We start from the raw sequence: 19,508 nt of genomic DNA on the forward strand, positions 1-19,508 counted from the left end.
GGTAATGCCAGCGTCAGTAGATCTGAGCGGAATCTGAGCATCACGATCCGATAGCAATCGGACACGTGTCGTAGCACTTGGCGCCCGCCGGCCGCGGTGGCTCGTATCGGCCGGGTAACGGAAGGGCGCCGCAACCGGAACCGGCTTGACGGCGTCCTCGTCCATCAGCGTGACTGCCTTGGTGCACGCGCGCGTACGCACGCGTTTTGTACCCATCCTGTTCGTACGGCTGGTGAACCGAAGGGGGCCCGGATGAGACTGCTCCTCGTCGAGGACGACAACCATGTCGCTGCCGCTCTGTCCGCGGTCCTCGCGCGGCACGGCTTCGAGGTCACGCACGCGCGCAGTGGCGAGGAGGCCCTCCAGGCGCTCGTCCCCGAGGTGGACGGCTTCGGGGTCGTCCTGCTCGACCTCGGCCTGCCCGACCAGGACGGCTACGAGGTCTGCGGCAAGATCCGCAAACGCACCAGCACCCCGGTGATCATGGTCACCGCGCGCGCGGACGTCCGCTCCCGCATCCACGGCCTCAACCTCGGCGCCGACGACTACGTGGTGAAGCCCTACGACACCGGGGAGCTGCTCGCCCGGATCCACGCCGTCAGCCGGCGCACCGTCCACGAGGACGCCGCCGGTGGCGCCGAGACGTCGCTGCGCCTGGGCCCGGTCCTCATCGAACTGCCCACCCGACAGGTCAGCGTGGACGGTTCGGTCGTCCAGCTGACCCGCAAGGAGTTCGATCTGCTGGCCCTGCTCGCGCAGCGCCCCGGGGTCGTCTTCCGCCGGGAGCAGATCATCAGCGAGGTGTGGCGCACCAGTTGGGAAGGGACCGGGCGCACCCTGGAGGTGCATGTCGCGTCCCTGCGCGCCAAGTTGCGCATGCCGGCGCTGATCGAGACCGTGCGCGGGGTCGGCTACCGGCTCGTCGCGCCCGGCGCGTAGCGGGCACGGGTGCGTACACGGCTCCTCCCGCTGCTCATCGTCCTGATGGCGGCGATGCTGCTCGCGCTCGGCATCCCGCTCGCCGTGAGCGTGGCCGCCGCCCAGCAGCAGGACGTGATCGTCGACCGGATCGACGACACCGCGCGCTTCGCCTCGCTCGCCCAGTTCGTCACGGACGCGTGCAGTTCCACGGCCACGTCCTCGGACGAGCGCCTCGACACGCTCAGCAGCGAACTCGACAGCTACTACGGCGTCTACGGCATCCGGGCCGGGGTCTTCTGCCGTACCGACATTCCGATGGCCAAGGCGCCACCGACCTTCTACCTGCCCGAAGCGGGCGTGGTCCGGGACGCGTTCGAGGAGGCGCGGCTCAGCCGCCGCAGCCACGACCCGAAGCAGGTGTGGCCCTGGCAGCGGAACCGGCTCGTCGTGGCCTCACCGGTGATCCGGGACGGCGACGTCGTCGCGGTCGTCGTCACCGACTCGCCCACGGGGCACATGCGTTCACGGATCCTGCACGGGTGGCTGATCATCGGGGCGGGCGAGATCGCGGCGATGCTGCTGGCCGTCGGCGCCGCGCTTCGGCTGACCGGGTGGGTACTGCGGCCCGTACGGGTTCTGGACGCCACGACCCACGCGATCGCGAGCGGGCGGCTGAAGTCCCGGGTCGCGGCGGCGGGTGGACCGCCGGAACTCCGGCGCCTGGCCGGGGCGTTCAACGAGATGGCGGACAACGTCGAGGAGGTGCTGGAGCAGCAGCGCGCCTTCGTCGCCGACGCCTCGCACCAGCTGCGCAACCCGCTCGCGGCGCTGCTGCTGCGCATCGAGCTGCTCGCCCTCGAACTGCCGGAGGGCAACGAGGAGATCGCCTCGGTCCGCACCGAGGGCAAGCGGCTCGCCGAGGTCCTCGACGACCTGCTCGACCTCGCGCTCGCCGAGCACACCGAGGCGGATCTGAGGATCACGGACATCGGTGCGCTGGCCGCGGAGCGGGTCGCCGCCTGGACGCCGACCGCCGAGGCGAAGGGGGTACGGCTGGTCGCGGACTGTCCGGCCACCACCGCGTGGGCCGATCCCATCACCCTCTCCAGCGCACTGGACGCGGTGATCGACAACGCGATCAAGTTCACGCCGGAGGACGAGACCGTGGAGGTCGTGGTCGCGGTCGACGGGGCCGTGTCGAAGGTCGTGGTGACGGACGACGGGCCCGGACTGACGGAGGAGGAACTCGCCCGGGTCGGGGATCGTTTCTGGCGCAGCGGACGGCATCAGAACATCAAGGGATCGGGGCTCGGTCTGTCCATCTCGCGCGCGCTGCTCGCGGCGGGCGGCGGCGCGATCTCGTACGGCCCGCACGAGCCGCACGGGCTGACGGTGACGGTGTCGGTGCCGAGGAGCGGGCCTGCGGCTTGAGTGAGCGGGTCTACGGCTTGACCGACTCGTAGTAGCGGCGGGCGCCGGTGTGCAGGGTCAAGGGGTCCGTGTAGATCGCCGTGCGCAGGTCCACCAACTGCGCGGAGTGGACGTTCCTGCCGATGTCGTCCCGGCTCTTGATCACCGCACGGGTCACCCACTCGGTGAGCCGGGCGTCGACGTCCGAGCGGGTCATCAGCAGGTTGGACACCGCGATCGTCGGTACGGCGACGCCGTTCTGGATGCTGGGGTAGGCCGACTCCGGCATGTTGGTGGCGCGGTAGTAGCGGGTCGCCCCGCCCTGCTCGTGCAGCTTGGCCACGAGGGTCGCCGGGATCGGCACGAAGCGGAAGATGAAGCTGTCGGCGAGGCTCGCCAGGCCCTGGGTCGGCAGGCCGCCCGACCAGAAGAACGCGTCGATGTCGCCCTTCTTCAGCCGCTCCGGACCGGTGTCGATGCCGTCGGCGAACGGTGTGATGTCGTGCTTCGCGTCGAGGCCCGCGGCCTTGAGCACCCGGTTGGCGATCAGGCGGACGCCGGAGCGGGGGCGGCCGATGGCCACGCGTTTGCCCCGCAGGTCCGACACGGAACGGATGTCCGAGTCCCGCGGGACGATCAGCTGTACGTAGTCGTCGTACAGGCGGGCCACTCCGCGCAGTCGGTCGGCGCCGGGCTGTTTCCCGAGCGCGTACGTGTCGACCGCGTCCGCCGCGGCGATGGTGAAGTCGGCTCCGCCGGTCGCCACGAGCCGGACGTTCTCCTGGGAGCCGTCGCTGGTCTTGAGCGTGACGCGCAGGTCCGGCATGTCCTTGTCGAACTCGTTGCGCAGGAGCTTGCCGTACTGCTGGTAGACGCCGGCCTTCGTGCCCGTGCTGAACGTGATCGTTCCGCCCGGTGGGGCCTCGCCCAGGGGGAGCAGCCACCACAGAAGCAGCCCGAGGACCACGAAGCCGGCAGCTGCGGCTTGGAGGGCCCGGCGGTTGCTGATCCGGGTGAGCACGGTGGGCATGCGGGCGATCCTGCCAGGCGGGAAGGGCGCTGACCAGGGTGGGACGCCTGGGGTGCGGTCGTCGTCCGAGGGTGTCCGTGGTGATCGGTAGGGTCGCCGTATGAGTTCTTCGCCTGCTGAACTGGTTCGTGCGTTTCACGTTGCCGTGGGGCTTGATGCCCGTGGGACGCCTACTGAGGTGTCGGCTCAACTGGCTGCTCATCGGCGGGAGTTGCTCGTCGAGGAGGCCGCTGAGGTGGCCGAGGTGTCGGTGGAGGGGCCGCTCGACAAGCTGGCGCATGAACTGGCCGATGTTGTTTATGTCGCCTACGGGACCGCCCTTGTGCACGGCATCGATCTCGACGCGGTGATCGCCGAGATCCATCGGTCCAACATGACCAAGCTGGGGCCCGACGGGAGTGTCGTACGGCGGGCCGACGGCAAGGTGTTGAAGGGGGAGCACTACGAGGCTCCCGACGTGTCGGCCGTGCTGCGCCGCCAGGGGTGGGTGCCCGGCGGCGCGTGACGGGGGCGGCGGTTATGGCGTGCCGGCCAGTTTCCATTCGCGGTGCAGGGCGCCCAGGGGGATGTCCTGTCGGAACACCGGCGTGCCGAAGATCGACAGCTGGAGGCGGAGCGTGCCGGTGAGGTCCACGCCGCCGTACACCGCCCAGGTGGCCGTGGGGGCCGGGAAGGTCGCTGCGGCTTCGCCGCGTACGTACGGGGCGAGGTCGGCCACGACACCTACGGCGCCGTAGAGGCCCACGGAGGCCTCCGCGCCGAGCGCCGCCTTGACGTTGCCGGCGGTCGAGAGGGAGGTCCGTACGGGGGTGCTCGTCATGTCGGAGGAGTTGACCGGCGTCCAGCCCTGCGCGGTCCCGAAGGTGCCGCCCGCCTTGAAGTCGCCCTTGATGTCCTGTGCCACGTCCACGGTGACGCTGCCGTCGCCGCTGATCTGGAGGTAGCAGGTCAGGTCGAGGTTGACGACGACCGGGACCGGCCCGACCTGGAGCACCGGGTCGGCGTGCAGCTTCGCGAACGGGATGCGGAGCGGGGCTCCCGTGCTCGCGGCGGCCCGGCCCTTCAGAGCCCAGCCCGAGGTCCAGTCGCCGGAGACGCCCAGGTACGCCGAACCGGGCGCGGTGCCGGTGCCCTCGCCGCCGTACTTGAAGTCGACCTGCGGGGCGATCTGCGCGTAGCCGGAGACCGAGGCCTTGGCCGATACGGGGGCGTTCGCGGGTGTAGGGATCTCGGCGCGTACGTCGAGGCGCAGGCTGCCGAGCGGGACGGTCGCGCCCTCCGGGCCCACGTGGACGTCACTGGTCCTGGACCAGGACACGTCCACGTCGGGCAGGAGCTTGTCGACGTCGAAGGCGGCCGGCGCCACCGGCACGCTGCCCTTCGCCGTCTCGTCGCCCAGCACGGAGTCGAGAGCGGCCGGCTCGGTCTGCACCTCGGTGCCCTCGGGGGTCTCGCCGAGCACCTTGGTGACCTTGGCCAGCAGCCCGTTCGGGGCACCGGGCGCCGGGGCGCTGGCTATGACGTCACCGACGGATGTCGGTTGCGACGGGGCGCTCGGAGACGGGGACTTGGTTCCTTCCGGCGGTGAACTCGCCTTCGGCTTTGTCGAGATGACGGCTCGTCGGGTCTTCGCGTCGTACGCGTGCACCGCGAGTGTCGTGCGGTGGGCCTTCCCGGCCGAGGCGGAGCCCGGGTGCGCCGCCGCGGTCGCGGTGTCGGCCGGGGCCGCCGCCACCGCGAGAGGGCGGTCGGCTGCCGTGGGCTTCTCAGTGCTGGTGTCGGTCGAGCGGGCGGGCTTCGCGTCGGCGTGGTCGGCCGCCGGTGCCGAGGAACAGCCGGCCGTCAGGAGGAGCGCGGCGGTGGCGAGGGCGGGCAGCAGGGCACGCGTGTGCCGCTTGCGTCTTTGCAAGGTCAGTCCTGGGGAGGGTGGGGGGTGGCCAGGGATTACTTACTCACGGGTTGGGATTACTTACTCACGGGTTGGGATTACTTACTCACGGGTTCTACTGGTGAGTAGTAGTGCATGAGCATGCCAGTGCGGTCCCACCGGAATTCCGCACTCCGGCCACCTGGTGATGTGACGTGGGCCACCTCTCCCCTGAGCGCGGTGGGCCACCAGCCCCAGGGCGCCTCGGTCAGTCGCCCACCGACACCTCCGCCTCCACCGGCTCGGCCGTGCGCCTGTGGGCTGCCGCGCGGTCCGTGAAGTAGCGGGCCAGGGGTTCCGTGTAGCGCGCCGTGAGGGGGCCGACGACGACCAGGATCAGGACGTATGCCGTGGCCAGGGGGCCCAGGGACGGTTCGATCCCGGCGGTGACCGCCAGGCCCGCGATGACGATGGAGAACTCGCCGCGGGCCACCAACGCGCCGCCCGCGCGCCAGCGGCCCTTCACCGAGATGCCCGCCCGGCGGGCCGCCCAGTAGCCGGTGGCGATCTTCGTCGCCGCGGTGACCAGGGCCAGGGCCAGGGCGGGGAGCAGGACCGGCGGGATGCTCGCCGGGTCCGTGTGCAGACCGAAGAAGACGAAGAAGACGGCCGCGAAGAGGTCGCGCAGGGGGCTGAGGAGGGTGTGGGCCCCTTCCGCCACTTCGCCGGACAGGGCTATGCCGACCAGGAACGCGCCGACTGCCGCCGAGACCTGGAGTTGTTGAGCCACGCCCGCTACGAGGATCGTCAGGCCGAGGACCACGAGCAGCAGCTTCTCCGGGTCGTCGCTGGAGACGAAGCGGGAGATGACCCGGCCGTAGCGGACCGCGACGAACAGGACCAGGCCCGCCGCGCCCAGGGCGATCGCGAGGGTGAGGCTGCCCGCCATCAGGCCGGCGCCTGCCACCAGGGCGGTCACTATCGGCAGGTACACCGCCATCGCCAGGTCCTCCAGGACCAGGACGCTGAGGATGACCGGCGTCTCGCGGTTGCCCACGCGGCCCAGGTCGCCCAGGACCTTCGCGATGACACCGGACGACGAGATCCAGGTGACGCCCGCCAGGACGACCGCCGCCACCGGGCCCCAGCCCAGCAGGAGGGCCGCGGCGGCGCCGGGCAGGGCGTTGAGCGCGCCGTCGACCAGCCCCGCGGGGTAGTGCGACTTGAGGTTGGTGACCAGGTCGCCGGCCGAGTACTCCAGGCCGAGCATCAGGAGCAGGAGGATGACGCCGATCTCGGCGCCCGTGGCCACGAACTCCTCGCTCGCCCCGAGCGGGAGCAGGCCGCCCTCGCCGAAGGCCAGGCCGGCGAGGAGATAGAGCGGGATGGGGGAGAGCCGGAAACGCCCGGCGAACCGGCCCAGCAGGCCCAGGGCCAGGAGGATGGAGCCGAACTCGATCAGCAGGACCGCGGAGTGCACCGGTTCACTCCCGCCCGAGTATCGCCGCGGCGGCGTCGACGCCTTCGCGGGTGCCGACGACGATCAGGATGTCACCGCCCGCCAGCCGGAAGTCCGGCGTCGGGGAAGGGATGGCCTCCGCCCGGCGCAGCGCGGCCACGATCGAGGCGCCCGTGGCGGTACGCATCTTGGTGTCGCCCAGCACGCGTCCGTTCCAGTACGAGGTCGCCCGGATCTCGATCCGCTCGGCGACCAGGCCCAGGTCGGAGGTGTAGAGCAGGCTCGCGCTGTGATGGGACGGCTTCAGCGCGTCGATCAGCGCGCCCGCCTCGGAGCCGGTCAGGCGCAGCGAGTGGGCGCAGGAGTCGGGGTCGTCGGTCCGGTAGACGTTCACCGTGCGGGCGCCGTCGCGGTGCGCGACCACGGACAGATGGCGCTGGTCGCGCGTGACCAGGTCGTACTGGACTCCGATGCCCGGCAGAGGCGTCGCCCTCAGGCGTGGCGCAGACACGTTTCTCCCCTTGAATCGGCAGTTGTGTGAATCAGCAGGTGGGTGATGAGCGGGCAGTGGCTTGATCGGCGGTGATCATGCGGCCCCCTCGCATGCTGTCACTCCGCCGTACCGTGGCGACATGGGTGACGTCACGGATATACGCGGCCCGGCGGCTCGGGAGAGGCTGGTCGCTTCGGGGTCGGACACCAGGAGAAGGGCGGGGAGAGGGAGCACCGTGTCCTTGTTCTGGCGGATCTTCTCGTTCAACGCGGCCGGGCTGGTGCTCGCCGCCGCCCTGTTGCTGGGGCCCGTCACCGTGTCGACCCCGGTCGCGCCCGCCGAGGCGCTGGTCGTCGTCGTGGGCCTCGCCCTGCTGCTGGTCGGCAACGCGATCGTGCTGCGCCTCGGACTCGCCCCGCTGCGCCGGCTGGGGAGCGCCATGGCCACCGCCGATCTGCTGCGGCCCGGCGCCCGGGCGGTCGTCGCCGGTCCCGCGGAGACGGCCGAGCTGATCCGGACGTACAACACGATGCTCGACCGTCTTGAGGGCGAGCGGGCCGCGGGGGCGGGGCGGGCGCTGTCCGCTCAGGAGCGGGAACGGCACCGGATCGCCCGCGAGCTGCACGACGAGGTCGGACAGACGCTGACCGCCGTGCTGCTGCAACTGAAGCGGGTCGCCGACCGGGCTCCGGAGGGATTGAGGCAGGACGTGGAGCAGGCTCAGGAGGCCACGCGGGCGGGGCTCGACGAGATCCGGCGTATCGCCCGGCGGCTGCGGCCCGGGGTGCTGGAGGAGCTCGGGCTGTCCAGCGCGCTGCGGTCGCTCGCCGCCGAGTTCACCACCCACGGACTCACCGTGCGCCATGACGTATCCGGCGAACTGCCGCCGCTGACCGAGGAGTCGGAGCTCGTGGTCTACCGTGTGGCCCAGGAAGGGCTCACCAACACCGCACGGCACGCGTCCGCCGACCGCGCCGAGGTCCGCCTCCGACCCGTCGCCGACGGCCTCGAACTCCTCGTACGGGACAACGGCAAAGGCATCGGTACGGCGGTGGACGGCGCCGGCATCAGCGGGATGCGGGAGCGGGCGCTGCTGATCGGCGCTCGGTTCTCGCTCGCGCCCGCTCCCGGGAAGGGCACGGACGTACGCCTGCTCATCCCTGTCGCCGTCGCCGAGGGAGGCCGCTGATGGCACTCCCCGCGCGCGTGCTGCTCGCCGACGACCACGCGCTCGTACGGCAGGGTGTGCGGCTCATCCTCGACGGCGAGCCGGATCTGACGGTGGTCGCCGAGGCCGGTGACGGTGCCGAGGCGGTCGAGCGGGCCCGGGCCGGTGACATCGACCTCGCGGTCCTCGACATCGCCATGCCCCGCATGACCGGGCTCCAGGCGGCCCGCGAGCTGTCCCGCCGGCTGCCCGACCTGCGGATCCTGATCCTCACGATGTACGACAACGAGCAGTACTTCTTCGAGGCGCTCAAGGCCGGGGCCAGCGGGTATGTCCTCAAGTCCGTCGCCGACCGCGACCTGGTCGCGGCCTGCCGGGCGGCCGTCCGAGACGAACCCTTCGTCTACCCGGGCGCCGAACGGGCCCTCGTCCGCTCCTATGTCGACCGCCTTCACCGCGGCGACGACCTGCCCACGCGGGCCGTCACCGAGCGCGAGGAGGAGATCCTCAAACTCGTCGCCGAGGGCCACACCTCCAAGGAGATCGGCGAACTCCTCTTCATCAGCACGAAGACGGTCGAACGCCATCGCGCCAACCTGCTGCAGAAGTTGGGGCTGCGGGACCGATTGGAACTCACGCGTTACGCGATCCGAGTCGGGCTGATCGATCCCTGAAGTCGCAGGGTTCTAGGCCGCGTTGCGCCAGACCTTCACGTCCAGGACGGCGTACGTCGTCCCCGAGGAGCCGCGGTAGGTCACCAGGCCCACGTGTCCCGTACCGCTGATCACACACATCTGCTGACCGACCGTCAGGTCCTTCACCCAGATGTAACTCTTGTAGCCCGTCGCCGCCTTGCACGCGTCCAGGCCGCCCGATCGACCCGCCGGCAGCAGCGCCAGGGAACTGCCCGAGTCGGTGCCGGGGGCCAGGACCGCGCCGGAGGAGTAGACGGCGTAGGTCAGGTCCTCGTCGGAGGTCCCGGTGTCCGCCTTGGACCGCACCGGGCTGTCCGCCAGGTAGATGTCGTGGCTCTTGGTCATCTGGATTCCGGTGTACGTCACCGGGGTTGGTGCCGTCGGCGCCGCGGGCCCGCTGGACGCGGTGGTCGGGGTGGGCTGGACCGCGCTCCGCGTGGGTGTCGGGGGGCCCGAAGGGCTGGGCGGTACCGCCGACTTGGCGGCCTTCGGCTTCTTCGGCGTGGAGGGGGAGGGCGAGGGGGACGGGGAGCGCGGTGACGAGGCTTCGGTGGGCGTGGCCGACCGGGACGCGGCCACGTCCTGGGTGTGGCCTTCGGCCTTGTCGCCTGGGGCGAGCAGGAGGGCCGCGCCGGCTCCGGAGGCGACGAGGGCCACGGCGGCCGCCGCCAGGATCCAGGTGCGCTTGCCGCGCTTCTTGCCGTCCGGGTCGTTCGTGCGGCCCGTGTCGACCGAGGAGGTGTGTGCGGTGGACGGGTCCTGGGGGTTGGCGTGGGCGGGGGCCTGGGGCTGCTGCCAGGCGGGTGGGGCCTGGCCCAGGAGGACGGGGTCGGGGAGGGCGGAGGGCGCGGGGGAGTAGGCGGGTGAGGCGGTGGCCGGGGTGGACGGGCCGTACGGCGTGGGGATCGGGGGGCCGAAGGCGCCGGGAGGGGGCGGCGGGCCGTAGCCGGCGGGTGTGGGCGTCGGTGCCGCGGGGCCGTAGGTCTCGGGTGTCGCGTCGGTGGCGTGGGGCGTGCCCGGCGTTCCCGGCGTCGAGCCCGTCCGAGGTGCGCGGGCCGCGTCCTCGGTGCGGGCCGCTATGCCCGCGGCCAGTTCGCCGGGCAGCCAGGCGCCGGACGCGTGGTGGGCCTCGTCGCCGCGCTGGGTCTGGAGGGTCTGGACGGTACGGATGACCTCCTCGACGGAGGGGCGTTCGGCGGCGGGCTTGCGCAGGCAGGCGGCCACCAAGTCCCGTATCCCGTCCGGTACTTGGGTGAGGTCGGGTTCCTCGTGCACAACCCGGTACAGCACTGCGTGCGGGTCGCCGGTGCCGAAGGCGGCGCCGCCCGTCGCCGCGAAGACCGCGGTCTGGCCCAGCGCGAACACGTCGGCCGAGGAGGTGGCCTCCGCGCCGAGCACCTGCTCCGGCGCCATGTAGGCGACCGTGCCGAGGGCCGTGCCGCTCTGGGTCACCGAGGTGGCGTCCGCGGCGCGTGCGATGCCGAAGTCGATGACGCGGGGGCCGTCGGCGGCGAGCAGGACGTTGGACGGCTTGAGGTCGCGGTGCACGATGCCCTCGCGGTGCACGGCCTGCAGCGCCTCCGCGACGCCGGCGATCAGCCGCAGCACGGTGTCGACGGGCAGCGGACCGTGCTCGCGCACGGCGTCTTCGAGGGAGGGGCCCGGTACGTACGCGGTCGCGCACCACGGCACGGGTCCCTCGGTGTCGCTGTCCACGACCGGGGCCGTGTAGAGGCCGTGCACACGGCCGGCCGCCGCCACCTCGGCCCGGAACCGCCTGCGGAACTCGGGGTTCTCGGCCAGCTCCGGCCGGATCACCTTGACCGCGACGGCCCGTCCGCCCGGCGTGTGCGACAGGTAGACCCGCCCCATGCCACCGGACCCGAGCCGTGCCGTCAGCCGATAACCGCCCACGACCTGCGGATCGCCGTCCTCCAGCGGCCGCGGACCGCCCCCACCGTTGCCCAACACCCTCACTCCGCCCCGAGACCACTCTGTGGCCGCCCATTGCATCACGGGCCGCTGTGGGACCGGGGGTCGCTTCCGGCCGCGGGCTCGGGATCGGGGGCTGTGCTGCCGGGGCCCGACTGCCCTGGCGACAGGCGCGCGAATGTGCGGATGGCAAGTGCGCCGTTCTGCGCGGGCACTTCGAGGGATCCGGTCCCGTGCCGGGCACCGATGCATACCAGCCGGTGGTGCACCGTATTTGACCTGGGACAGCCGTGATTATCGGGCGTTTATCGACGCATGATTCCGTGGGGTGGGAGCGGGAGCCGCAGCGAGACGGAGGACGGGGCATGAGCAACACCGGACGGGGGGTGCTGGAAGGGGCGTTCGCCCTGCTGGGCGCCCTCGAAGAGGTGGGAGAGGCGGGGCTTGCCGAGCTCGCGTCGCTCAGTGGCCTGCCGAGGAGCAGTGCGTACCGGTTGCTTGAGCAACTCACCGCCCTCGGTGCCGTCGAGCGTTCCCGGGGCGCGTACCGCGTGGGTCCCCGGATCTTCCGTATGGGACGGGACTGGCAGCCCTATCCCGGCCTGCTGGCGGCGGCGAACGGGACGGTGCGGCGGGTGGCGGAGGCCACCGGCGCGACCGTGGCGATCTGCGTGATGGCCGAGGGCCGCACGATGGCCGTGGCCGGTGTGCAGGGCGAGATCGCCGAGCTGGCTCCCATGCGGCCCGGCGCGACCTGGCCGGTCTCGGCCGCCGCGGGCCGGGTGCTGATGGCCTGTGCGCCGGAAGTGCCGCCCCCCGACTCCCTGCCGGACCCGTTGCGGAGATCCTGGCGGCGGTCGATGACGGAGATCCGCGAGCGCGGGGTCGCCTTCGACCGCGAGGAACTGGTGACTGGCGTGGTCTGTGCGGCCGTTCCGCTGTTCGGTCCGCACGGCGAGGTCGTCGCGTCGCTCGCCGCGATCATGCCGGCCGGGCGGGAGCCGGAGCGGGTGGCGGCCGTGCTGGGCCGCGCCGCCGCCGCGATCGGTGACACCCTGCGCCGCACCCCGCACCCGCACGGCGGCCCGCCGGCCGTTCCCCCTGCGCCCGTACCGGGCGACCCTGTGCGGCAACTGCCGGGTGCGACGCTGAAGGGTGCGGCATATCGGCCCAACGTCAAGGCCGATTCGGCAAGTTAACCCCAACGAGGTAACGCAGTCCCACTGGGCGGAATCCTGCTCGACAGCCCCATGAACCACTCGCGACCGTGGACGGAAACGGGCGGGTCGACGGGGAGTTCGGGGAAGCCGTGGTGGAGAACAACGTTGTCAGTGGCTCCGGGGTCGACGGCGGGCGAGGCCGGGACACCCAGGCCGGTGCCGGTGCATCCACCCAGGTCGGGACGGGCGCAGCCACCCAGGCCGGAGCCGGCGCACCCACCCGGGACGCGCCCTCGCTCTCGCTGCCGAAGGCGGGCGGCGCCCTCCGCGGCATGGGCGAGAAGTTCGCCGCCAACCCGGTGACCGGCACCGCCTCCGTCTCCGTCCCCCTCGCCCTGACCGAGGGCCGCGGCGGCTTCGGCCCCTCGCTCCAACTGGCGTACGACTCCGGAGCGGGCAACGGCCCGTTCGGACTCGGCTGGTCGCTGGACGTACCGTCCATCTCCCGCCGTACCGACAAGGGCGTGCCGCGCTATCTCGACGACGGCTTCGGCGCGTACGGACCGGCCGGCGCCGAAGGACCGGGGGGCCCGTACGACTCCGAGGGCGCGGACGTCTTCCAGCTCAGCGGCGCCGAGGACCTGGTGCCGGCGGTGTTCCCGGCCGCGCGCACGGAGGGGACGTACGACATCACCGCCTACCGGCCCCGTACCGAGGGGCTGTGGTCGCGGATCGAGCGCTGGCGCGACCGTGTCTCGGGTGACACGCACTGGCGGGTGACCTCCAAGGAGAACGTCACCAGCGTCTACGGCCGCAGCCCCGCCGCGCGGATCACCGACCCGGCGGACACCTCGGGGCGGCGCCGGGTGTTCCGCTGGCTGCTGGAGGAGGTCGCCGACGACCTCGGCAACATCACGGCGTACACGTACAAGCAGGAGGACCGCTCCGGCGTCGACGACACGCTTCCGCAGGAGCGCAACCGGGCCGGGACCGGTTCGGCGAACCGCTATCTCAAGCGGGTGCGGTACGGCAACGCGCGGCCCGGTGTGGCCGACGACTTCGCCTTCGAGGTGGTGCTGGACTACGGCGAGCACGACCCGGAGAGCCCGGCCCCCGACGAGATCCGGCCGTGGCCGGTCCGTCAGGACGTGTTCTCCAACCGCCGGGCCGGCTTCGACATCCGCACCTACCGGCTGTGCCGCCGGATTCTGATGTTCCATCACTTCCCCGAACTCGGCCCGGATCCGGTACCGGTGCGGGCCACCGTGCTCGACCACCAGCCCGACCCGGTGGCCACCAAGCTGACCGCGCTGCGAGAGCGGGGCTACGTACGGGACGGCTCCGGCTACCGCCAACTGGACAATCCCGCCCTCACCTTCACCTACTCAGCTCGTGTCGTCTCCGCCGCGCCGGGTCCGCTGACCGCCGAACTCGGCGACAGCGTGCCGCAGTTGACCGGCGGCCACCGGTGGACCGACCTCGACGGCGAGGGCATCCCCGGGCTGCTGGCCGAGCAGGGCGGCACCTGGTACTACCGGCCCAACCTCGGCGGCGGACTGCTCGGCGCCCCGCGCCCGGTCGACCCGCTGCCCTCCGGCGCCTCGCTGTCCCGTGGCTGGCAGTTGATGGACCTCGCCGGTGAGGGCCGCCCCGCGCTGACCGCGCTGGCCACCGCAACACCCGGCTTCCACCGGCGCCAGGACGACCTGGGCTGGGGTGCGTTCACGCCCTTCGACGCCCTGCCCGACCTGCCGTGGAACGATCCCGCCCTGCGCTTCGTCGACCTCACCGGCGACGGGCTCAGCGACGTGCTGCTGACCACCTCCGAGGGCTTTCGCTGGCACCCCTCGCGCGGCCCTGACGGCTTCGGCGACAGCACGGTGGTGGCCGCCGAACTCACCGAGGAACGGGGGCCGTTGCTGGTCTTCGCCGACGCCGCGCAGAGCGTCTACCTCGCCGACATGACCGGGGACGGCCTGACCGACCTGGTGCGGATCGGCAACGGCGAGATCGCCTACTGGCCGAGCCTGGGGCACGGCGTCTTCGGCCCGAAGGTGTCGATGGCTGGCGCACCGGCGTTCGACCACCCGGACCGCTTCGACCAGCGCCGTGTGCACCTGTCCGACGTGGACGGCAGCGGCCCCGCCGACCTGCTGTACGTCGGTCCGGACGGCTGCCGGGTCTGGTTCAACGAGTCCGGCAACGCCTGGAGTTCGCCCGAGCCGATCGACGCCTTCCTGCCGTCCGACCAGACCTCCGGTTCCGTCTCCGTGGCCGACGTGCTCGGCAGGGGCACCGCCTGCCTGGTGGTCGCCGAGCCGCGCCCCGACGGCGAACCGCAGCTGCGCTACCTGGACCTGATGGCCGCGGGCAAGCCGCATCTGATGACGGCGATGGACAACGGGATGGGGCTGCGCACCAGCACGCGGTATGCGTCCTCGACCGCCTTCTACCTGGCTGACAAGGCCGCCGGGCAGCCCTGGTTCACCACCCTGCCGTTCCCCGTCATGGTCGTCGCCGAGACCCGCGCCGAGGACACCGTCGCCGGCACCACCCTCGCGACGACGCACCGCTACCGGCACGGCCACTACGACGGCGTGGAACGGGAGTTCCGCGGCTTCGGCTACGTCGAGGACCGCGACGACCTGTCCGCCGTCGGCCCGACCGACCCGCTGCGCCAGCCGACTGCGGTGGTGCGGCGGTGGCAGCACACCGGGTGGTACGGCGAACTGGGGCGGGTGTCAAGGCAGTTCGAGACGGAGTACTGGGGCGCGGGCACGGATGCGGGGGTCGGGCCGCTGCTGCCGGACACGGTGTTGCCCGCGGGGCTCAGTGCGGCGGAGGAGCGGGAGGCCGTGCGGGCGTTGCGGGGGCACACGCTGCGCGAGGAGATCCATACCGAGCCGATGGCGGACGGGAGTTGGGGGAGTCCGTACAGCGTCACGGAGCACAGCTACACGCTCCACGTGACGCAGCCGCGCGGATGGGGTTCGTACGCCGTGCTGTTCGCCACCCCCGCCGAGACACTGACCGTGCACACGGAGGGCGATCCGGCCGACCCGCGGATCGAGCACCAACTGCAACTCGACGTGGACGACTGGGGCAACGTGCTGCGCTCGGCGCACGTCTCCTACCCGCGCCGCGCGGCCACCGACCCCGAGCAGCTGCGGCTGCACATCACCTCGGGCGAGCAGGACGTCGTGAACGACATCGGGGAGACCGGCCGTTGGCGGGTGGGACTGCCGGTGGAGCACCGCGACTACGAGATCGGCGGCGCGCCGCAGCCCGCCGATACCGCGCAGGGCGTGTTCACCGAGACCGAGGTGCGTGCCGCACTGACGAGGGCGGCGGCTGCTCCTGAAGTGCCCTACCAGGATGCGCTGTCCGGAGGGCCGCAACGGCGACTGATCGCCCGGAACCTCCAGACGTACTACAGCGACGACCTGTCCGCCGAACTCCCGCTCGGCTCCGTGGGGTTGCGAGCGCTGCCCTGGCGCGGCCTCCAACAGGCCTACGCCCCAGGCCACATCGCCGCGCTGTTCGGCGACCGGGTGGACGACGCGGCGCTGGCCGCGGCGGGTTATGTGGCGCGCGACGGAGGCTGGTGGGTGCCGTCGGGACGGCAGGTGCCCGACCCGGAGCACTTCTATCTGCCGGTCGAGACCGTCGACCCGTTCGGCAGTGTGTGGACGACCGGGTACGACGTTCATTGGTTGCGGCCGGTGCGGGTGGCGGATCCCGGGGGCAACACCGTCGAGGTCGAACTGAACTACCGGCTGCTGGCGGCATGGTTGATGACCGACGCCAACGGTCTGCGGAGCGGGGTGCGGTTCGACGAGGTCGGTCGGGTCGTCGCCACCGCGGTCATCGGCAAGAACGGCGACGGCGATGTACTCGACCTGGACTCCGCCGAGGTATCGGACTCCGACGACCCGACCTCGTCCGTGACGTACCACTTCGACCGGATCCCCGTGTCCTTCCGCACCTCTTCCCGGGAGCGGCACGGCGCGGCCAACCCCCGGTGGCAGGAGAGTTGGACGTACGTCGACGGCACCGGCCGCGCGGTGCTGACAAAGGCGCAGGCTGAACCGGCGGGCAACCAGGCGGCGTCGCGCTGGGTCGGCACCGGCCGGACCGTCCACAACAACAAGGGCAACCCGATCAAGCAGTACGAGCCCTATTTCGCGCCCGACGAGACCTTCGACACGGAGGCGGAGCTGGTGCTGCGCGGGGTGACCTCGGTGCTGTACTACGACCCGCTGAACCGGCTGATCCGCACCGACAACCCGGACGGCACCTTCGCGACCGTGCGGTTCGACGCGTGGGAGGAACAGGAGTGGGACGGCAACGACACCGTGCTGGAGAGCGATTGGTACGCACAGCGGATCGCTCTGCCGACCGACGACCCGAGGTACACGGCCGCCAACGCCACCGCGCCACACGCGGCCACCCCGTCCCGGACCCGGTTCGACACCCTCGGCCGACCGCACGCGACCGTACGGGACAACGGTGCCGGGGTGCTGTTCGAGACCGTCACCGGGCGCGACGTACAGGGCCATGAGCTGACCACCACCGATCCGCGCGGACTACTGGTGCTGGAGCGGCGCTACGACATGCTCGGCCATCAGGCGTACTCCCGCGGAAGCGACTCCGGCGAGCGGTGGCAACTGCTGGACGTCGCGGAGAAGCTGGTGCTCGGCTGGGACGGCCGGGGCACGGCCACCCGCTGGCGGTACGACGCGCTGCGGCGCCCGACACACGCCTACGCCACGCCGGCCGGGGCCGCGGAACGCCTGCGGGTGCTGCATTTCTACGGGGAGTCGCAGAGCGACGGGCAGGCGCACAACCTGCGCAACCGCCCCTGCGCGGTCTTCGACGGTGCGGGGCTGCTGCGGACCCTGGACGTGGATCTGCAGGGCAACACCGTCTCGGAGGAGCGGCAACTGGCCACCGATGCGGGGACCGAGCCGGACTGGTCTCCGCTGGCGGAGATCGCAGACCTCGCGAGCGCTCTGACGGCCGCCGCCCCTCGGCTGGAGGCCACGCCGTACCGGACCACAGCCTCCTACGACGCCCTCAACCGCCCCGTCCAGGTCACCGCGCCCGACGGCAGCGTCACCCGGAACACGTACAACGAGGCCAATCTGCTGGAGCGCGTGGAGGTGCGCGAGGCAGGCGCGGCCGACTGGACGCCGATGGTGACCGACCTCGACTACAACGCACGCGGCCAGCGCACCCTGATCGCGCTGGGCTGCGGTGCCCGCACTGCCTACACCTACGAGCCGGACACCTTCCGGCTGTCCGTCGTGGACGCCAGAGGCGCGGGCGGTGAGCGGCTGCAACTGCTGCACTACACCTACGACCCGGTGGGTAACGTCGTCGTGGCCGACGACGCGGCACAGGACACCTTGTTCTTCGCCAACGCGGTGGTGCCCGCCTCCCGCGTGTACGGCTACGAACCGACCTACCGGCTGGCGACGGCGGCCGGCCGTGAGCACATCGGCCAGAACAGCCCAGGCCAGCCGGGGCCCGACGGCCCGACGCTGTACCAGGTGCCGCACGTCAACGACGCGACGGCGATGCGGCGCTACACCGAGACCTACCACTACGACGCGGCAGGCAATATCGAGCGGGTCGTGCATTCGGCGGGCAGCGACGGGAGTTGGACCCGGCGGTACTCCACGGCGGCCGATGGCAACCGCCTGCTGGCCACCTCGGTGCCCGGCGACGCGGACGGGGTGTTCTCGGCGGCCTACACCTACGACCCGGTCGGCAACATGACCTCGATGCCGCACCTCTCCCGGCTCGACTGGGACGCCGACGACCGTCTGGTCACCGCGGCCCTCGGCGGCGGTGGCACCGCGTCCTACCAGTACGACTCCCAGGGCGCCCGGGTGCGTGCCACGGTCACCAGCGGTGGCACCGTCGAAACCCGTGTCTACGTCGGCCAGTTCGAGCACTACCGGAAGACAGTCGCAGGCAGGACCGTAACCGACCGGGACACCTCGCATGTCATCGACGGCACGCACCGGGTCGCCGTCCTGGACACCACGACGATCGACGACGGCGCCACCGTCGCCGAGCCGTTGCCGGTGGCGCGCTATCAGCTCGCCGACCAACTCGGCAGCACCACCGTCGAGTTGGACGACACATCGGGCGTCATGTCGTACGAGGAGTACCACCCGTACGGCACCACGTCCTTCCGCTCCGCGAAGGGTGCCGCGCAGGTCAGCCTCAAGCGCTACCGGTTCAGCGGCAAGGAGAACGACGCCGAGACGGGGTTCTACTACCACGGAGCCCGCTACTACGCGGCCTGGCTCGGCCGATGGACCAGTACCGACCCGGTGCAGCCGAGCAGCAGCGGAAACCCCTACGCCTACGGTGCGTTCAATCCGCTGCGCTTCACCGACCCGGACGGCCGCAGCGAGAAGGACATCGTGTCGAAGATGGCGGACGCCTACCGGGGCAAGGCGGTGCAGATCAAGGAGTTCACCAAGCAGGCAGCCCAGGTGGGCGACATCAAGCCGTACAACCAACAGGGACGTGCGGGCTGGTCGACGGTCTGGCGGAACTGGCGCAAGGGCGTGCGGCTCACCGAGGCCGAACACCCGCTGGCGGGCGCGGCGGTCAAGGTTTTCAACAAAGCCTGGAAATACAAGGAAGCGACCACGATCGTCATCGAGCGGGATATCGCCACGATGAAGACGGTCATCGACAAGCGCCTGATCAAGGCGGTGAAGTCCGGGGCGATGGGTATGGCGGAATTCGCGGACAAGTCCAAGCGCGCCTTCCTGAAGGCCTACGACTCGAAACGCGCCCAGAATCCGTTCGGCGCGTCGGCCGCGCCCCGGGAGAAGGTCGTCGAGGCGATCGACAAGGCGACCCAGGAGGCGCTGCCCCAACTGGCCAAGAAGGGCGAACAGGCCGGTGCGAGCACCACGAAGATGCTGACCGCTCTCAAGAAGGAGGCGACCGGGGTGAAATCGTTCCTCGGGGAGGCCTCGCACGCGGTGATGCCCCAGCTGAAGTCGGTGACCGCGGCCTCGCACGAGGCGGCACCCGTACTCAAGGCGGTGGCCAAGGAGAGCAAGTTCGCCGGAAAGCTCGTACCCGGGATCGGCACCGCCCTGTCGGTGGCCGCCGTGGCGTCCGACCTGAAGAACAAGGACTACTTGCAGGCCGGTATCGACAGCATCGCGGCGGTCCCCGGGATCGGCAACGTCGTGGCCGGGATCGACATGGGCGTACAGGCCGTCGTCGATCACATCGCGATTCCGCTCATCCACACCAACAAGCCGTTCCGGGCTTTCATGACCCGGCTCTTCAACTGATCCAGCCGGCCAACTTATCTGACTGATCGTCAGTCCTGCGAG

The 19,508-nt window shown here is 71.4% G+C and carries 12 protein-coding genes; 7 read left to right on the forward strand and 5 right to left on the reverse strand.

What is annotated here, in order from left to right:
• Positions 1 to 252: 252 nt before the first annotated feature.
• A complete protein-coding gene (locus ACWDR3_RS12250; protein ID WP_450352400.1) occupies positions 253 to 939 on the forward strand; it encodes a response regulator transcription factor in 687 nt (228 codons plus the stop codon).
• A 9-nt stretch (positions 940 to 948) separates the two neighbouring features.
• Positions 949 to 2,352: a sensor histidine kinase gene (locus ACWDR3_RS12255; RefSeq protein ID WP_450352401.1), complete on the forward strand. Its 1,404-nt coding sequence runs from the start codon at positions 949 to 951 to the stop codon at positions 2,350 to 2,352.
• A 10-nt stretch (positions 2,353 to 2,362) separates the two neighbouring features.
• Here ACWDR3_RS12255 and ACWDR3_RS12260 read toward each other — a convergent pair whose 3' ends face one another.
• Positions 2,363 to 3,361 carry a TAXI family TRAP transporter solute-binding subunit gene (locus ACWDR3_RS12260; protein ID WP_450352403.1) on the reverse strand — a complete coding sequence of 333 codons (999 nt, stop codon included), beginning with the start codon at positions 3,359 to 3,361 and terminating at the stop codon, positions 2,363 to 2,365.
• Positions 3,362 to 3,461: 100 nt separating this feature from the next.
• On the opposite strand from ACWDR3_RS12260, the gene ACWDR3_RS12265 reads away from it, so the two are divergent.
• A complete protein-coding gene (locus ACWDR3_RS12265; RefSeq protein ID WP_450352404.1) occupies positions 3,462 to 3,866 on the forward strand; it encodes a pyrophosphohydrolase domain-containing protein in 405 nt (134 codons plus the stop codon).
• A gap of 12 nt (positions 3,867 to 3,878) precedes the next feature.
• Here ACWDR3_RS12265 and ACWDR3_RS12270 read toward each other — a convergent pair whose 3' ends face one another.
• The 3 genes from ACWDR3_RS12270 to ACWDR3_RS12280 all read right to left on the reverse strand — a co-directional run bounded on the left by ACWDR3_RS12270 (position 3,879) and on the right by ACWDR3_RS12280 (position 7,198).
• Entirely contained in the window at positions 3,879 to 5,270 is a 1,392-nt protein-coding gene (locus ACWDR3_RS12270; protein ID WP_450352405.1) for a hypothetical protein, read from the reverse strand.
• A gap of 226 nt (positions 5,271 to 5,496) precedes the next feature.
• Entirely contained in the window at positions 5,497 to 6,708 is a 1,212-nt protein-coding gene (locus ACWDR3_RS12275; protein WP_450352406.1) for a cation:proton antiporter, read from the reverse strand.
• A 4-nt stretch (positions 6,709 to 6,712) separates the two neighbouring features.
• Positions 6,713 to 7,198, reverse strand: a complete 486-nt coding sequence (locus ACWDR3_RS12280; protein ID WP_450352407.1) for a cation:proton antiporter regulatory subunit — start codon at positions 7,196 to 7,198, stop codon at positions 6,713 to 6,715.
• A 217-nt stretch (positions 7,199 to 7,415) separates the two neighbouring features.
• Here ACWDR3_RS12280 and ACWDR3_RS12285 point away from each other — a divergent pair, with 217 nt between their 5' ends.
• Positions 7,416 to 8,369 carry a sensor histidine kinase gene (locus ACWDR3_RS12285; RefSeq protein WP_450352408.1) on the forward strand — a complete coding sequence of 318 codons (954 nt, stop codon included), beginning with the start codon at positions 7,416 to 7,418 and terminating at the stop codon, positions 8,367 to 8,369.
• Positions 8,369 to 9,022 carry a response regulator gene (locus ACWDR3_RS12290; RefSeq protein ID WP_401722243.1) on the forward strand — a complete coding sequence of 218 codons (654 nt, stop codon included), beginning with the start codon at positions 8,369 to 8,371 and terminating at the stop codon, positions 9,020 to 9,022. The genes ACWDR3_RS12285 and ACWDR3_RS12290 overlap by 1 nt, the downstream gene beginning before the upstream one ends.
• Positions 9,023 to 9,034: 12 nt before the next feature.
• On the opposite strand, the gene ACWDR3_RS12295 is transcribed toward ACWDR3_RS12290, so the two are convergent.
• A complete protein-coding gene (locus ACWDR3_RS12295; protein ID WP_450352409.1) occupies positions 9,035 to 11,014 on the reverse strand; it encodes a protein kinase domain-containing protein in 1,980 nt (659 codons plus the stop codon).
• Between the two features lie 326 nt (positions 11,015 to 11,340).
• Between ACWDR3_RS12295 and ACWDR3_RS12300 the strand changes: the two genes are divergently transcribed.
• Positions 11,341 to 12,174, forward strand: a complete 834-nt coding sequence (locus tag ACWDR3_RS12300; protein ID WP_450352410.1) for an IclR family transcriptional regulator — start codon at positions 11,341 to 11,343, stop codon at positions 12,172 to 12,174.
• 68 nt (positions 12,175 to 12,242) lie between these two features.
• Positions 12,243 to 19,466, forward strand: a complete 7,224-nt coding sequence (locus tag ACWDR3_RS12305) for a SpvB/TcaC N-terminal domain-containing protein (protein WP_450352411.1) — start codon at positions 12,243 to 12,245, stop codon at positions 19,464 to 19,466.
• The last annotated feature ends 42 nt before the right edge of the window (positions 19,467 to 19,508 follow it).

The sequence above is a fragment of the Streptomyces sp. NPDC001002 genome (genome assembly GCF_053599215.1).